The organism is Kitasatospora sp. NPDC089797, assembly GCF_040684795.1.
GTDB lineage: Bacteria > Actinomycetota > Actinomycetes > Streptomycetales > Streptomycetaceae > Kitasatospora.
Genome location: NZ_JBFBGS010000019.1, coordinates 26039 through 41483, shown reverse-complemented (window position 1 = coordinate 41483; position 15445 = coordinate 26039). Strand labels below are relative to the sequence as shown.

At 72.1% G+C, this 15445-nt stretch carries 13 protein-coding genes; 7 read left to right on the top strand and 6 right to left on the bottom strand.

The window, feature by feature from the left end; genetic code table 11:
* Positions 1-37: 37 nt before the first annotated feature.
* From AB0O91_RS17215 to AB0O91_RS17195, 5 genes are all read right to left on the bottom strand, one after another.
* Positions 38-1132 (bottom strand): DUF475 domain-containing protein, encoded by a 1095-nt coding sequence (locus tag AB0O91_RS17215; protein ID WP_363433321.1) that lies wholly within the window; start codon positions 1130-1132, stop codon positions 38-40.
* 177 nt (positions 1133-1309) lie between these two features.
* Positions 1310-1888: a TerD family protein gene (locus tag AB0O91_RS17210; protein ID WP_363433318.1), complete on the bottom strand. Its 579-nt coding sequence runs from the start codon at positions 1886-1888 to the stop codon at positions 1310-1312.
* 270 nt (positions 1889-2158) lie between these two features.
* On the bottom strand, positions 2159-2734 hold the full coding sequence (locus tag AB0O91_RS17205) for a TerD family protein (RefSeq protein WP_363433315.1): 576 nt from the start codon (positions 2732-2734) through the stop codon (positions 2159-2161).
* Positions 2735-2932: 198 nt separating this feature from the next.
* Positions 2933-3391 (bottom strand): peroxiredoxin, encoded by a 459-nt coding sequence (locus tag AB0O91_RS17200; RefSeq protein WP_363433312.1) that lies wholly within the window; start codon positions 3389-3391, stop codon positions 2933-2935.
* Between the two features lie 340 nt (positions 3392-3731).
* On the bottom strand, positions 3732-4172 hold the full coding sequence (locus AB0O91_RS17195) for a DUF3052 domain-containing protein (RefSeq protein ID WP_363433310.1): 441 nt from the start codon (positions 4170-4172) through the stop codon (positions 3732-3734).
* 516 nt (positions 4173-4688) lie between these two features.
* Here AB0O91_RS17195 and aceE point away from each other — a divergent pair.
* Positions 4689-7439, top strand: a complete 2751-nt coding sequence (gene aceE / locus AB0O91_RS17190) for a pyruvate dehydrogenase (acetyl-transferring), homodimeric type (protein WP_363433307.1) — start codon at positions 4689-4691, stop codon at positions 7437-7439.
* 163 nt (positions 7440-7602) lie between these two features.
* The gene (locus AB0O91_RS17185) at positions 7603-8049 is read left to right on the top strand and encodes a nitroreductase/quinone reductase family protein (protein WP_363433304.1); all 447 of its coding nucleotides are present in this window, start codon (positions 7603-7605) and stop codon (positions 8047-8049) included.
* A 100-nt stretch (positions 8050-8149) separates the two neighbouring features.
* Here AB0O91_RS17185 and AB0O91_RS17180 read toward each other — a convergent pair whose 3' ends face one another.
* On the bottom strand, positions 8150-9754 hold the full coding sequence (locus AB0O91_RS17180; protein WP_363433301.1) for an MFS transporter: 1605 nt from the start codon (positions 9752-9754) through the stop codon (positions 8150-8152).
* A 214-nt stretch (positions 9755-9968) separates the two neighbouring features.
* On the opposite strand from AB0O91_RS17180, the gene AB0O91_RS17175 reads away from it, so the two are divergent.
* The 5 genes from AB0O91_RS17175 (at position 9969) to AB0O91_RS17155 (ending at position 15355) form a co-directional block, all read left to right on the top strand.
* On the top strand, positions 9969-10643 hold the full coding sequence (locus AB0O91_RS17175) for a TetR family transcriptional regulator (RefSeq protein ID WP_363433299.1): 675 nt from the start codon (positions 9969-9971) through the stop codon (positions 10641-10643).
* A gap of 183 nt (positions 10644-10826) precedes the next feature.
* Positions 10827-12131: a sensor histidine kinase gene (locus tag AB0O91_RS17170; RefSeq protein ID WP_363433296.1), complete on the top strand. Its 1305-nt coding sequence runs from the start codon at positions 10827-10829 to the stop codon at positions 12129-12131.
* The gene (locus AB0O91_RS17165; RefSeq protein WP_363433293.1) at positions 12128-12802 is read left to right on the top strand and encodes a response regulator transcription factor; all 675 of its coding nucleotides are present in this window, start codon (positions 12128-12130) and stop codon (positions 12800-12802) included. Before AB0O91_RS17170 ends, AB0O91_RS17165 begins: the two co-directional genes overlap by 4 nt.
* Before the next feature lie 144 nt (positions 12803-12946).
* Positions 12947-14068, top strand: coding sequence for an alpha/beta hydrolase (locus AB0O91_RS17160; RefSeq protein ID WP_363433290.1), 1122 nt, complete (start codon positions 12947-12949; stop codon positions 14066-14068).
* 57 nt (positions 14069-14125) lie between these two features.
* Complete coding sequence (locus AB0O91_RS17155) at positions 14126-15355, top strand: acyltransferase (RefSeq protein ID WP_363433288.1); 1230 nt, start codon at positions 14126-14128, stop codon at positions 15353-15355.
* Positions 15356-15445 lie beyond the last annotated feature (90 nt).

Here is a 15445-nt window from a genome sequence, read left to right as displayed (position 1 = left end):
GGAACCCCGGGGGCGGCCGCTTCGTACGCTCGACGAACTACCGTTCGCTGCCGACCAGTTCCCGCTCCGGGTCGGCGCCCTCGCGCCGGTTGCGCAGCACCGAGGAGGCCAGCGCCAACCCGATGAAGGCGACCCCGATCAGGCCGGTGACGATCTCCGGGATGTGGTACTTGATCCCGACCAGCAGGATCACCGCGAGCGCGCCGATCGCGTAGTGCGCGCCGTGCTCCAGGTAGACGTAGTCGTCCAGGGTGCCCTTGCGGACCAGGAAGACGGTCAGCGAGCGGATGTACATCGCGCCGATGCCGAGGCCCAGGGTGATCTGGAAGATGTCGTTGGAGACCGCGAAGGCGCCGACCACGCCGTCGAAGGAGAACGACGCGTCCAGCACCTCCAGGTAGAGGAAGAGGAAGAACGCGGCCTTGCCGGCGACCTGGACGATCGACTTGCCGGACTTCTCGGCCTCCTCCTCGCGCTCGGCCTCCTCGTCCAGACCCGATTCGAAGATCGAGGACAGGCCGCCGACCGCGAGGTAGGTGATCAGGCCGAGCACCCCGGCGAGCAGAACGGTTTCGGCGTGCTCGGCCGCGAAGAAGCGCGAGGCCAGCACCAGCGCGACCAGCGCGACGACGCTGGAGAGGGCGTCCAGCTTGCCGACCTTCTCCAGCGGGCGCTCCAGCCAGCCCAGCCAGTTGTGCTCCTTCTCGTCGAACACGAAGTCGAGGAAGATCATCAACAGGAAGACGCCGCCGAAGGCCGCGATGGCCGGGTTGGCCGCCTCCAGGTACTGGCCGTAGGTGAGGCCGTCGTGGGTGCGGTCGGAGTGCAGCGCGAGGTCGATCACCGTCGCCGGGTTCAGCTTCGCGGTGAGGCCGACCACCAGGAGCGGGAAGACCAGGCGCATCCCGAAGACGGCGATCAGCACACCGACCGTCAGGAAGATCTTCTGCCAGTACGGGTTCATCCGCTTCAACACCGTGGCGTTGACCACCGCGTTGTCGAAGGAGAGGGAGATCTCCAGGATGGAGAGGATCAGCACGATGCCGAAGCCTTGGGCTCCCCAGAGCAGTCCGGCCGCGATCAGGCCCAGTGCGGTGATCGCGAACGACCAGCCGAATGTGCGGAGGAACACGGGAGTTGGCTACCTTTCGGGTTCTGGCCGTGCCGGGGTCGGCCTGGTCCCGAGACGCCTGACCGGGCCGGGCCCGGTCAGGTCACCCCCGCACTGCCCTCTATTCTCATGATCGTTTGATCGTTGATCATCTGATCGTTGATCGATGGTCGCGTGCGATATATCCGATTTGCACCCTTACTGTACGTTGACGCCGAAGTCGAGCGCGATTCCGCGCAGGCCGGAGGCGTAGCCCTGGCCCACCGCGCGGAACTTCCACTCGCCCGCGTACCGGTACAGCTCGCCGAAGATCATCGCGGTCTCGGCGGAGGCGTCCTCCGACAGGTCGTAGCGCGCGATCTCCTGGCCGTCGACGGAGTTGACGACCCGGATGTAGGCGTTGCGCACCTGCCCGAAGTTCTGCAGCCGGGCCTCGGCCTCGTAGATCGAGACCGCGAACACCACCTTGTCCGCCTGGGCCGGGACCAGCTCCAGGTTGACCAGGACCAGCTCGTCGTCGCCCGTGTCGTCGCCGCCCACGAGGTTGTCGCCCTGGTGCTCCACCGAGCCCTCGGGGCTCTTGAGGTTGTTGTAGAAGACGAAGTACTCGTCACCGAGCACCCGCCCACCACCACAGATCAGGGCACTCGCGTCGAGGTCGAACGGTGCGCCCGTGGTCGAACGGGCGGACCAGCCGAGGCCGATCCGGACCTGCGTCAGGTTCGGCGCGGCCTTGGTGAGCGAGACGTTCCCGCCCTTGGCGAGCGTGACCACCATGGTGTTCTTCCTCCCTTGCTTCTCCCGGGGCGCCATACAGGTTTAGTCCCCCGCGGCCCCGGCCGGCCCGCTTCGGCCGGCTGAACTTCCTGAACTCACATCCTCGCAGCGCACCGGGCCCCGACGAAGCCGGGGCGGCCCCGGACCTCGAAAGGTCCGGGGCCGCCCCGGGGGTCACCCGCAACTCCCTTGCGCGGCAGCGCTGCACCGCGTCAGCGCGGCAACACCGAAGCACCCAAGCGCCCAAGCGCCACCGCGCCGCACGAGGGCTCAGACGTTGACGCCGAAGTCCTGGGCGATGCCGCGCAAGCCGGAGGCGTAGCCCTGGCCGATGGCGCGGAACTTCCACTCGCCGCCGTTGCGGTACAGCTCGCCGAAGACCATCGCGGTCTCGGTGGAGGCGTCCTCGGAGAGGTCGTAGCGCGCCAGCTCCACGTTGTTCGCCTGGTTCACCACCCGGATGAACGCGTTGCGCACCTGGCCGAAGTTCTGGCCCGAGCCCTCGGCGTCGTAGATCGACACCGGGAAGACGATCTTCTGCACGTCGGCGGGGACGGCGGCCAGGTTGACCTTGATCGCCTCGTCGTCGCCCTCGCCCTCGCCGGTCCGGTTGTCACCGGTGTGCTCGACCGAGCCGTCCGGGCTCTTCAGGTTGTTGAAGAACACGAAGTTCCCGTCCGAGCCGACCTTGCCCTGCTCGTTGCAGAGCAGCGCGCTGGCGTCCAGGTCGAAGTCCGTCCCGGTGGTGGTCCGGACGTCCCAGCCCAGGCCGACGATGACGGCCTGGAGCCCGGGGGCCTCCTTGGTGAGCGAGACGTTGCCGCCCTTGCTGAGGCTGACTCCCACGTGTCCTCCAAGAATCGGGAGGCACGGTCGGTGCCCCCGGTGGTGCGGTTCGGGGCGACGCCCGTCGAAAACGGACGTACGCCGCACTCCGCCAACGGCCCGAGCGTAGTGCCGGGTTCCCGTACGCACGGTCGAACGGGCGGGACGGGAGGGTCGCGGCCGGCCCGGCGGGGCGCCGCGCGGAGCCCGGGCCGGGCCTCAGAGGGCGGCGAGGACCTTCAGGTACTCCTGCTCGTCCCGGGCGTCCGGGAGGCCGTTGACGACGCTCCAGCGCACCGTGCCGGCCTTGTCGATCACGAAGGTGCCGCGCAGCGGGCAGCCCTTCTCCGCGTCCAGCACGCCGTACGCCCGGGTGACCTCGCCGTGCGGCCAGAAGTCGGCCAGCAGCGGGAACTCCAGGCCCTCCCGGTCGGCGAAGACCCGCTGGGAGAACGGGGAGTCGCAGGAGACGCCGAGCACCTGGACGTCGTCGTTCTGCAGCCCGGCCAGCTCGCGCTGGATCGCCCCCAGCTCGCCGGTGCACACCCCGGTGAAGGCGAACGGGTAGAAGACCAGGACGACGTGCTTGGCACCGCGGAAGTCGGCCAGCCGGACCGTCTCCCCGTGCTGGGTGCCGAGCTCGAAGTCCGGAGCCTGGGTGCCGACCTCGACGGCCATGGGCGGGGCCTTTCTGACGCGCCTCCGGCGGGCGCGCGGCACGGGAGTGCGGGGCCACCGGGCCGCGCGGGGGGCGCGGCTGGCGCCATCCTCGCATCCGTTGACGGGCGTTGCGCCGAACGGATGACCCGGTCCGCCGGGCGGCTGATTCCTTCCGCCCTGAGCGAACACTTTGCAGCTCAGCCGGACCGGCGCGTCCGGTCGCCCACCCGGGCGTCGCACCCGCTCGGCACACCCCCGCAGGCCCCGGCAGGGGGCCCCGGGCCGGTCCGGGAAAGCCGCCGGGCCCCGCCGGAGGGGAGAACTCCGGCGGGGCCCGGTGCGGGGCTCAGGGGCCCGCTCAGCGCTGCTTGGGCTGCTTCGCCGTGGACTTGGTCGCCAGGCGGGTGGCCGCCCAGTCCTTGGCCACCGCGATCGAGCTGGTCTGCGAGAGACCGGCGGTGCGGGACGCGTCCGCGATGTCGGAGGCCTCGATGTGGCCGTCCCGACCGGTCTTGGGCGTCAGCAGCCAGATCAGACCGCCCTCTGCCAGGTACTCCAGGGCGTCGACGAGGGCGTCGGTGAGATCCCCGTCGTCGTCGCGGTGCCACAGCAGGACGGCGTCCGCGACGTCGTCGTAGTCCTCGTCGACGAGTTCCGTACCGGTGAGCTCCTCGATGCCCTCGCGGAGGTCCTGGTCAGTGTCTTCGTCGTACCCGAGCTCCTGAACGATCTGGCCCTCTTCGAAGCCGAGACGGGTCGCCGGGTTGGACTTGTCCGCGGGGTCCGCGGTCGCGCTCACGGGAATAACCTCCAGTATTCGGCCCGGCGTCCATGCCGGGGCTGTGGCCGTAGTCCACACGGGCGCGGCGGTTCGCGCAAGTACCCGACCCCCGATCCCCTCCAAAGGTTGACGTGTCGCACCGGGACACGCCGTCCGACGTGTCGGGAATCACACCGATTTGCCCTTCTCTGCATGGGACAAGGATGCTTCGGGTGGTCCCGGCCCACAGGCCGTACGCGTGCCCGAGATGCGAACGGCATTCGGGGTCCGCGCGTACGCGGGCGTAGAGTCTCCTGTTGGCCCTCACCCCGGCCGCCCGCCATCGGGCGGACGGGACACCAGGTCGGACCACCTCTTTTCGTAACACCCGGGGGTGTGCGAGCGGACGAAGACGCCCGCACCGCGCACCACCAGACCGCTCCGCCCACCAGGCGGAACGGTTACCGATCGGTAGAGATGACGGATCTCCGAGCGCGGTAGCACGATGGAGGCGGCGCGACACACCTCAGTTTCGACCGACAGTGAAGGAACAGCGTGGCTTCCGGATCCGATCGCAACCCGATCATCATTGGCGGCCTTCCGAGTCAGGTCCCGGACTTCGATCCCGAGGAGACCGCGGAATGGCTGGAGTCGCTCGATGCGGCCATCGACGAGCGGGGGCGTGAGCGTGCCCGTTACCTGATGCTGCGGCTGATCGAGCGCGCCCGCGAGAAGCGTGTCGCCGTGCCCGAGATGCGCAGCACGGACTACGTCAACACCATCGCGACCAAGGACGAGCCGTTCTTCCCCGGCAACGAGGAGATCGAGCGCAAGATCCTCAACGCGACCCGCTGGAACGCGGCCGTCATGGTCTCCCGGGCGCAGCGCCCGGGCATCGGCGTCGGTGGCCACATCGCCACCTTCGCCTCCTCCGCGTCGCTGTACGACGTCGGCTTCAACTACTTCTTCCGCGGCAAGGACGCCGAGGGCGAGTCCGGTGACCAGATCTTCTTCCAGGGTCACGCCTCCCCCGGCATCTACGCCCGCGCCTTCCTGCTGGACCGACTGACCGAGCAGCAGCTCGACGCGTTCCGCCAGGAGAAGTCGAAGGCGCCGTACGGCCTGTCCAGCTACCCGCACCCGCGGCTGATGCCGGACTTCTGGGAGTTCCCGACCGTCTCGATGGGCCTCGGCCCGCTCGGCGCGATCTACCAGGCCCGGATGAACCGGTACCTGGAGCACCGGGGCATCAAGGACACCTCCGACTCGCAGGTGTACGCCTTCCTCGGCGACGGCGAGATGGACGAGCCCGAGTCGCTCGGCCAGCTGTCGCTGGCCGCCCGCGAGGGCCTGGACAACCTGACCTTCGTGGTCAACTGCAACCTGCAGCGCCTGGACGGCCCGGTCCGCGGCAACGGCAAGATCATCCAGGAGCTGGAGTCCCAGTTCCGGGGCGCCGGCTGGAACGTGATCAAGCTCATCTGGGACCGCAGCTGGGACCCGCTGCTCGCGCAGGACCGCGACGGCGTCCTGGTGAACAAGATGAACACCACGCCGGACGGCCAGTTCCAGACGTACGCCACCGAGACCGGTGACTACATCCGCGAGCACTTCTTCGGCAGCGACCTGCGCCTGCGCGCCATGGTCGAGAACATGACCGACCAGCAGATCCAGCACCTGGGTCGCGGCGGCCACGACCACAAGAAGGTCTACGCCGCGTTCAAGGCCGCCCGCGAGCACAAGGGCCAGCCGACGGTCATCCTGGCGCAGACGGTCAAGGGCTGGACGCTGGGCCCCAACTTCGAGGGCCGCAACGCCACCCACCAGATGAAGAAGCTGACGGTCGAGGACCTGAAGCGCTTCCGCGACCGGCTGCACCTGCCGATCACCGACAAGCAGCTGGACGAGGGCTACCCGCCCTACTACCACCCGGGTCGTGACTCGGAGGAGATCCAGTACATGCACGACCGCCGCCGGGAGCTCGGCGGCTACGTGCCCACCCGCAAGGTGCGCCCGCGCCCGCTGGTGCTGCCCGGCGACGACGCGTACAAGGCGGTCAAGAAGGGCTCCGGCAACCAGACCATCGCCACCACCATGGCGTTCGTCCGGGTGCTCAAGGACCTGATGCGGGACAAGGGCATCGGCAACCGCTTCGTGCCGATCGCGCCGGACGAGTACCGCACCTTCGGCATGGACTCGCTGTTCCCGTCGGCGAAGATCTACAACCCGCTGGGCCAGACCTACGAGTCGGTCGACCGCGACCTGCTGCTGGCCTACAAGGAGTCGCCGACCGGCCAGATGCTGCACGACGGCATCTCCGAGGCCGGCTGCACCGCCTCGCTGATCGCCGCGGGCTCGTCCTACGCGACCCACGGCGAGCCGCTGATCCCGGTCTACGTCTTCTACTCGATGTTCGGGTTCCAACGCACCGGCGACCAGTTCTGGCAGATGGCCGACCAGCTGGCCCGCGGCTTCGTGATCGGCGCCACCGCCGGCCGCACCACGCTGACCGGTGAGGGCCTGCAGCACGCCGACGGCCACTCGCACCTGCTGGCCTCGACCAACCCCGGCGTCGTCGCGTACGACCCGGCGTACGGCTTCGAGATCGCGCACATCGTCCAGGACGGTCTCCGTCGGATGTACGGCTCCACGGCCGAGCACCCGAACGGCGAGGACGTGTTCTACTACATGACCGTCTACAACGAGCCGATCAAGATGCCGGCCGAGCCGGAGAACGTGGACGTCGAGGGCATCCTCAAGGGTCTGCACCGGTACGCCCCGGGCACCGCCGGCCAGATCCCGGCCCAGATCCTCGCCTCCGGCGTGGCCGTGCCGTGGGCCCTGGAGGCCCAGCGCATCCTCGCCGAGGAGTGGAACGTCAAGGCCGACGTCTGGTCCGCGACCTCCTGGAACGAGCTGCGCCGCGACGCGGTGGAGACCGAGGAGTTCAACCTGCTGCACCCCGAGGAGCAGCAGCGGGTGCCGTACGTCACCCGGAAGCTCCAGGGCGCCGAGGGCCCGTTCGTCGCCGTGTCCGACTGGATGCGCGCCGTTCCGGACCAGATCGCCCGCTGGGTGCCCGGTCAGTACCAGTCGCTGGGCGCCGACGGCTTCGGCTTCGCCGACACCCGTGGCGCGGCCCGTCGCTTCTTCCACATCGACGCGCAGTCGGTCGTCCTCGGCGTGCTCACCGAGCTCGCCAAGCAGGGCAAGATCGACCGCTCGGCGCTGAAGGACGCGATCGACCGCTACCAGCTGCTGGACGTGACGGCGGCCGACCCGGGCGCCGCCGGCGGCGACGCCTGATCACCCGCCAGTGACCGAAGGGGCCGGACCTCCGTACGGGGGTCCGGCCCCTTCGGCGTCGTACCGGCCCCTTCGGTGTCGCACCGGTCCCTTCGGTGTCGCACCGGTCCCCGGGCGCCCGCGGGTTGACCCTCACACCGGTGTCAGGTCCTACCCTCGGCGCATGACGAACCAGAGCACCGGGCCGCACCCCGAACCCGCCGACGGCGCGGGCGAGTTCAACCGTGAGGTGATCGCCGAGTTCCGCGCCCGCGCGGGGGTGGTGGGCGGCGGGCTCAGCGGCCTGCCGCTGCTGCTGCTGACCGTGCTCGGCGCCCGCAGCGGCGAGCCGCGCACCACCCCGCTGGTCCACCTCCGGGACGGCGCACGGCTGGTGGTCTTCGCCTCCAACGGCGGCAGCGCCACCGACCCGCTCTGGTACCGCAACCTGGTCGCCCACCCGGAGGTCACCGTCGAGGTCGGCGGCGAGCGCTACCCGGCCGTGGCCACCCCGGTCGACCCGGCCGAGCACGACGCGCTCTGGGCCCGGCAGATCGCCGCCCAGCCGCAGTTCGCGGAGTTCCGCACCGACGCCCGGACGGTCCCGCTGGTGGCCCTCACCCGGGCCTGACCGGCACGACGGCCCCGTCGGTGGCGCCCACCCGGGCCCGAACCGCACGACGGCCCCGGACTCCGTGGGGAGTCCGGGGCCGTCGTGGCGCGGGTGCCGGTCAGATGTGCACGGCCGGGCCCGCGTCGGTCTCGCCGCGGCGGGTCAGCAGGGCCAGCAGGGCGGCCACGAAGGCCACCACGGCGGCCACCGCGAAGGCCAGCGACATGCCGCTGACGAAGGACTGGTGCACCGCGCCGGCCATCGCGTCCACGGCCTGCTGCGGGGTGCCGGGCGGGGCCGGCGGGGCGATGCCCAGCTGGGCGGCCTGCTTGAGGCCGTCCGCCTGGTCCGCGGGAACCGGCGGCAGACCGGCCTTCGCCCAGTTGCCGGGCAGCACGTCACCGACCTTGGCGGCCATCAGGGCGCCCAGCACGGCGGTGCCCAGGCTGCCGCCGACCTGCATCGCGGCCTGCTGGAGACCGCCCGCCACACCGGACAGCTCCATCGGGGCGTTGCCGACGATGACCTCGGTGGCGCCGACGATGACCGGGCTGATGCCGAGGCCCATCAGGACGAACCAGAGCGACATCACGCCGGTGCCGGAGCCGGTGTCCAGGGTGGACATGCCGAACATCGCGGCGGTGGTGATCAGCATTCCGGCCATGATCGGGATGCGCGGGCCGAGCTTGCCGATCGCGATGCCCGCCAGCGGCGAGCCGACGATCATCATGCCGGTCATCGGCAGCAGGTGGACGCCGGCGTCGACCGGCTTCATCCCGTGCACGTTCTGGAGGTAGAAGGTCACGAAGAAGATCGCGCCGAAGAACGCGAAGGCCATCAGCACCATCAGCAGCACGCCCGCCGACAGCGGCACCGAGCGGAACAGGCTGAGCGGGATCAGCGGCTCCGCGGCCCGGTTCTGCCAGAGCGCGAAGAGCACCATCAGCAGCACTGCGCCGCCCAGCAGCAGCAGCGTCCGGGCGTCGCCCCAGCCCCACTCGGGGGCCTTGATGATGCCGAAGACCAGCGCGAACATCCCGACCGAGAGCAGCGCGATGCCCGGCACGTCGAAGGACCGGGCAGCGTTCTCGGCCCGGACGTCCTTGAGGATCCACAGGCCGAGGGCGACCGCGATCAGGCCGACCGGGATGTTGATGAAGAACACCGACTCCCAGTTGACGTGCTCGACCAGCAGGCCGCCGACGATCGGGCCGGCCGCGGTGGAGGCGCCGATCACCCCGCCCCAGATGCCGATCGCCATGTTCAGCCGCTCGGCCGGGAAGGCCCCGCGCAGCAGGCCGAGCGCGGCCGGCTGGAGCAGCGCGCCGAACAGGCCCTGGAGGACGCGGAAGGCGATCACGGTCTGGATGTTGCCCGCGAAGCCGATCGCGGCCGAGGTGGCGGCGAAGCCGACCGCGCCGACCAGGAAGGTGCTCTTGTGGCCGAAGCGGTCGCCGATCTTGCCCGCGGTGATCAGGAAGACCGCGAGGGCCAGCAGGTAGCCGCTGGTGACCCACTGGATCTCCGAGGGCGCGGCCCCCAGCTTCTCCTGGATCACCGGGTTGGCGATGGCGACGATCGTGCCGTCCAGGGCGACCATCATCACGCCGACCGCGACGGTCAGCAGGGTCAGCCAGGGGTGTCCCTTGAGCCCTCCCCCGGCCGGCCGGTCCGACGGCGGCGGTGCCCCCGCCGCGGAGTTCTTGACGACGGACTGACTCATCTGGGCCCTCCGGGGCGTGGCAGGCATCGGAACGTGGCGGTGGCGCTGCGACGGCCCACCCGTCCCCACGAGTGCCCGGCCGACGAGCGCCACTTCCGCAGATTATGACAGCTGCTGACATTCGGCAAACAATGACTTCTGACCTGCACTGACATTTGTCAGACCGCTAAAGTTGTGCTCCCACCCGTCACACCCGCGCCCGGAAGGCCCCACCATGGCCGCTCGCACCCCCCACCCCGCCCCCGCGGCCGCCGACCGGGCCCCCGGCCTGCGGGAGCGCAAGAAGCAGCAGACCCGGGACGCCCTGGTGCAGGCCGCCCACATGCTCTTCCTCAGCCAGGGCTTCGCCCGCACCACCGTCGACGAGATCGCCTCCGCCGTCGACGTCTCCCAGCGCACCTTCTTCCGCTACTTCGCCAACAAGGACGAGGTCGCCCTCGCCGTGATGGCCGACGCCGAGGACTACTTCATCGAGTGCCTGCGCCTGCGCCCGGCCGAGGAGCCCCCGCTCCAGGCCCTGCGCGCCTCGATCGTCCAGGCCTGGCGCGACCTCGGCAACGCCCAGGCCGGCGGCCACGGCTCGATCAGCAGCGCCCTCGAACTGCTCCGGATCATCGAGGAGACCCCCGCCCTGCTCGCCGCCCACCTGCGCCGGGTCACCGAACAGGAGCGGCTGGTGGTCCAGGTGCTCGCCGCGCGCGAGGGGCTGGACCCGACCCGGGACCTGCGCCCGGTCGTGCTCGCCGCCGTCTTCGGCAGCCTGCTGCGCGCAGCCCACCTGTCCTGGACCGCCGAGCAGGAACCGGCCGGCCCCGAGGGCATGGTCGCCGTCATCGAGCGCCACTTCGACCAGCTCGGCCCGGCCCTGGCCGGCCACTGGCGGGCGTGACGCCACCGACGGCCGGGAAGGCTCCCGCGGCCGGGACGCCACCGACGGCCGTGGCACCTCCGTCAACGCCCTCCGACGGCACCCGCGTCATACCCGGGTATCACCCCGTACCGGGGTAGCCCCCGGAAGTTCGCGCTCCAGTCCGACGCCGGGCGCGGGCCCGCCCTCCTAGGCTGGCCCGTGATGAACACGCTCTCCGCCGCCGCCGCCCGCAGGTTCGCCGTCCGTCAACTTCACCTCCTGCGGAGCAACCTCACCACCCCCGGCGAGGACGACACCCCGCTGCTCGGCACCTCCCGCCGACGCTGGGTGCGCCGGATCCCGTACGCCGTCGCGGTCATCCTCCAGGCCTCGCTGATCCCCACCGGGATCGTCTGCCTGGTCGAGTTCTACGACCTGGTGCTGCCGGTGGCCGCCGCGCTCACCGTCGCCCAGACCGCCCCGCTGCTCCTCGCCATCACCCGGCCGCTGGCCGCCTGGTGGATCAGCGCCGCCACCCTGACCACCACCGCCGTCGTCACCGCCCACCACCACCAGCTGACGGGCAGTTGGCCGTGGACGGCGCCGATGATCCTGGCCTACCTCTTCCTGCTGCTCGCCCTCGGCCTGCGCGAACGGGCGGCCACCCTGGTCTCGGTCTGGATCGCCACCTTCCTGCTCACCGTGCTCACCACCACGCTCGGCCTGCCCCGGGCCGGCGACGGCACCACCGTGCTGCTGATCGCGCTCAGCGGCGCCGTCCTGCTGCTCGGCTGGGCCGTGCGGGACCGCGCGGTGGCCCGCCGACTGCTCACCGAGCAGGAGCAGATCAGCGAGGTGGAGCGCGAACGGCGCACCCTGCTGGAGGAACGCGCCCGGATCGCACGGGAGTTGCACGACGTGGTGGCCCACCACATGTCGGTGATCGCGGTGCAGGCCGCCAGCGCGCCGTACCGGATCCCGGACGTCCCGGCCGACGCCGCCGAGGAGTTCGGCGCGATCGCCGGCACCGCGCGCGAGTCGCTGGCCGAGATGCGCCGACTGCTCGGCGTACTGCGCAGCGAGGAGACCGGCGGCGAGAAGGCCCCGCAGCCGGGCGTCGGCCAACTCGCCCAACTGGTCGAGACGGTGGGCCGGGCCGGGGTGCCCGCCGAACTGACCGTCGGCGACGGGCTGGCCGACCGGGTGCCGCAGGCCGTCGCGCTCTCCGCCTACCGGATCGTCCAGGAGGCGCTGGCCAACGTGGTCCGGCACGCCCCCGGCGCCCGCACCTGGGTGTCGCTCTCGGCGGACGGCCCGGAACTGCGGCTCACCGTGGTCAACGCGCCCCCGCCGCAGCGCACCGAGTCGCTGGAGGCCTCGGTCGAGGGCACCGGGCAGGGCCTGGTCGGAATGCGCGAACGCGTGCGGCTGCTCGATGGCAGGCTGGACACCGGCCCGCTGCCGGACGGTGGCTTCAAGGTGGCCGCCGTCCTGCCGCTCGACCCACTCCAGGAGACAACCGCATGACCATCCGCGTGATCATCGTCGACGACCAGGCCATGGTGCGGGCCGGCTTCGCCGCGCTGCTCAACGCCCAGAGCGACATCGACGTGGTGGGGGACGCGGCGGACGGCGCCCAGTCCCTGGAGGTCACCGGCCGCACCCACCCGGACGTGGTGCTGATGGACGTCCGGATGCCCGTCATGGACGGCCTGGAGGCCACCCGGCGGCTGCTCGACCCCGAAGTCCCCGGTGCCCACCGGCCCAAGGTGCTGATGCTGACCACCTTCGACGTGGACGACTACGTCTACGAGGCGCTGCGCGCCGGGGCCAGCGGCTTCCTGCTCAAGGACGCCCCGCCCGCCGACCTGATCGCCGCGGTCCGGGTGGTCGCGGCCGGCGAGGCACTGCTCGCCCCCTCGGTCACCCGGCGGCTGATCGCCGACTTCGCCCGCAACCGGCCCGCCCGGCGCCGCGACCCCAAGCTGCGGCTCAACGGCCTGACCCCGCGGGAGACCGAGGTGCTGGAGCTGATCGCCCGCGGCCTGTCCAACCAGGAGATCGCCGGGCAACTGGTGCTCGCCGAACAGACCGTCAAGACCCACATCGGCCGCATCCTCGCCAAGCTCGACCTGCGCGACCGCGCCCAGGCCGTCGTCCTGGCCTACGAGTCCGGCCTGGTGACGCCCGGTCAGTAGGGACCGGTGATACCCGGGTAGCACCCGGCAGTTGGCCCCGCGGTGTGACGTCCGCGGGGCCGTCGCATTCCTACCTTCCTCCTCGTCGACAGCAGAAGTCGGCAGCCGGGACCGGCCGCCGCACAGACGAGGGGGACCACGGACATGCGCACCTTCCGTACCGGGCGGGCGATCGCCGCCACCGCGATCGCCCTGGCGGCGGTGCTCGGCGCGGGCGGCTGGACCGCCGACACCCAGACCGCCGTCACCGGTCCGCCGCCCGACAGCGCCGCCTGGACCGCCGACACCGCGCTCGGCCTGCGGCTGCCCGACCCGGCCACCACCACGCCCGCCCGGGTGGCCGCGTTCTTCGCCGGGTTGACGCCGGCCCAGCAGGACGCCCTGGCCGCCCGGCACCCCCTGGTGGTCGGCAACCTGGACGGCGCCCCGGTCCGGCTCCGGTACCGCGCCAACACCCTGGCCCTGACCGCCGAACGCACCCGGGAGCTCGCCCGGGCCACCGACCCGGCGCTCACCCCGCAGGACCACCAGGCCGCCCGGACCCGCGCCGAGCGCTACCGCACCCTGCTCGACGGCGACCGGCAGATCCTCGCCTTCGACCCGCGCGGCCGCGGCCAGGTCGCCGAGGTGTACGGCGACCTCGCCACCGCCGCGCGCACCGCCGTGATCGTCCCCGGCTCGGACGTCGACCTGCTCACCTTCGACCGCGCCACCGACCCGTACGGCACCCCCGCCGGGATGGCCCGGGCGCTGTACCGGGCCACCGGCGGACGGACCGCCGTGATCGCCTGGGCCGGCTACACCACCCCGGTCGGCGTCGGCGTCGACGCCGCCACCGAGGACCTCGCCCGGGCCGGCGCCACCCGCCTGGACCGGCTGCTCGACGGACTCGCCGCCGGCACCGCCCCGCAGGCCCCGCCCACCGTGTTCTGCCACAGCTACGGCTCGGTGGTCTGCGGCCTCGCCCGACCGACCCCGGCCCGGGCCTCCGCCCTGGTGGTGCTCGGCTCGCCTGGCATGGGCGTCGACTCGGCCGCCGACCTCGACCCCGGCGTCCCGCTCTACGCGACCGCCCGCAACGGCTCGGACTGGATCGGCGACGTGCCCAACGTGCGGTTCCTCGGCCTCGGCCACGGCACCGACCCGACCGACCCCGGCTTCGGCGCCCGCCCGCTGCCCGCCACCGGATCGCACGGCCACACCGGCTACTTCGCCCCCGGCACCGCCTCGCTCGCCGCCTACGCCGCCGTCGCCCTCGGCCGCTGAAACCCGTCGACCCGTCAGTCAGCGGGCCCGCGAGCCCGCACTGGAAGGAGCACCGCCATGGCCCACCCCGCCACCGCCCTGCGCCGCGCCGCCGAGAAGGTCGACGCGCAGACCCCCGCGACCCGCGACCGCGCCCTGGACGGGCTGCGCGCCCTCGCCCTGCTGTCCGTCCCGATCGGCCACTGGATGCTCGGCGGCCTCACCCGCTCCCCCGACGGCGCCCTGCACAACGCCAGCCCGCTCTCCTCGCTCGGCTTCTTCGCCCCGGCCAGCTGGCTGCTCCAGATGCTCGGGGTGTTCTTCCTGGTCGGCGGCCACTCCTCGGTCCGCTCGCTGGAACGGTCCCGGGAGAAGGGCCTGACGTACGGGAGCTGGCTGCGCAACCGGACGGTCCGGCTGCTGCGCCCGGTCCTCGGGGTGACGGCCGTGTGGGCGCTGCTGATCCCGCTGCTGCCCCGGCTCGGCGTGCCCGCGGACACCCTGCGCACCGGCGCGACGCTGGTGGTGCAGCCGCTCTGGTACATCGGGGTGTACCTGGCGCTGACCGCGCTCACCCCGCTCTGCGTCGCCTTCGGGCGGCGGCTCGGCCTCTGGTCGGCGGGGCTGCTGACGGCCTCGGTCGCGGCGGTCGACCTGCTGCGGTACGGCCCGTGGGCCGAGGCGGTGCCCTCCTGGGTCGGGCTGCTGAACCTGCTGCCGGGCTGGATGTTCGGCTACCAGCTGGGCGTGCTGTGGGCGCAGGGCCGGCTCGGCCGGCCGGCCGCCCGGGTGCTGCTGCTGGGCGGCGGCGCGCTGTTCGCGGTGCTGCTGACGGTGTTCCACTACCCGGCCAGCATGGTCGGCGTGCCGGGCGTCGAGCGGACCAACTCGCACCCGCCGTCCCTGCTGGTGCTCGCCCTGGCGGCGGTGCAGTGCGGCGCCGCGGTGCTGCTGCGGGAGCGGCTGGGCCGGCTGCTGACCCGCCGTCCGCTGCTGTGGCTGCCGGTGGTGGTGGTCAACCTGTCGGCGATGACGATCTTCTGCTGGCACCAGAGCGCGATGCTCGCGGTGGCGGTGCCCGGCGCGGCCGGCCTCGGCGCCGTCCCCGGGCTGACCACCGCGCCGGACTCGCTCGGCTGGGTGGCCGCCCGGCTGGCCCTGCTTCCGCTGTTCGGGGCCGCCCTGGTGGCGATCGGCTGGTTCACCCGGCGCTTCGACGGGCCGTGGACGTCCTTCTCCCGGGCCGGCAAGGCGCTGGCCGGGGCCGCGGCGGCGCTGTTCGCGGCGTACGCGCTGGGCATGGTGTGACGCCGGACGGCGGCCACGGTACGACGGGGGCGCGGACCATCCGGTCCGCGCCCCGCGCCGTCCGGGCCCGCCGGGTCGCGTCATCGGCGC

Excerpts from the sequence above, each read along its gene's own strand:
- AB0O91_RS17210 (WP_363433318.1), bottom strand. The coding sequence starts at position 1,888 with ATGGTGGTCACGCTCGCCAAGGGCGGGAACGTCTCGCTCACCAAGGCC.
- AB0O91_RS17200 (WP_363433312.1), bottom strand. The coding sequence starts at position 3,391 with ATGGCCGTCGAGGTCGGCACCCAGGCTCCGGACTTCGAGCTCGGCACC.
- AB0O91_RS17185 (WP_363433304.1), top strand. The coding sequence starts at position 7,603 with ATGACGAACCAGAGCACCGGGCCGCACCCCGAACCCGCCGACGGCGCG.
- AB0O91_RS17180 (WP_363433301.1), bottom strand. The coding sequence starts at position 9,754 with ATGAGTCAGTCCGTCGTCAAGAACTCCGCGGCGGGGGCACCGCCGCCG.
- AB0O91_RS17175 (WP_363433299.1), top strand. The coding sequence starts at position 9,969 with ATGGCCGCTCGCACCCCCCACCCCGCCCCCGCGGCCGCCGACCGGGCC.
- AB0O91_RS17170 (WP_363433296.1), top strand. The coding sequence starts at position 10,827 with ATGAACACGCTCTCCGCCGCCGCCGCCCGCAGGTTCGCCGTCCGTCAA.
- AB0O91_RS17165 (WP_363433293.1), top strand. The coding sequence starts at position 12,128 with ATGACCATCCGCGTGATCATCGTCGACGACCAGGCCATGGTGCGGGCC.
- AB0O91_RS17160 (WP_363433290.1), top strand. The coding sequence starts at position 12,947 with ATGCGCACCTTCCGTACCGGGCGGGCGATCGCCGCCACCGCGATCGCC.
- AB0O91_RS17155 (WP_363433288.1), top strand. The coding sequence starts at position 14,126 with ATGGCCCACCCCGCCACCGCCCTGCGCCGCGCCGCCGAGAAGGTCGAC.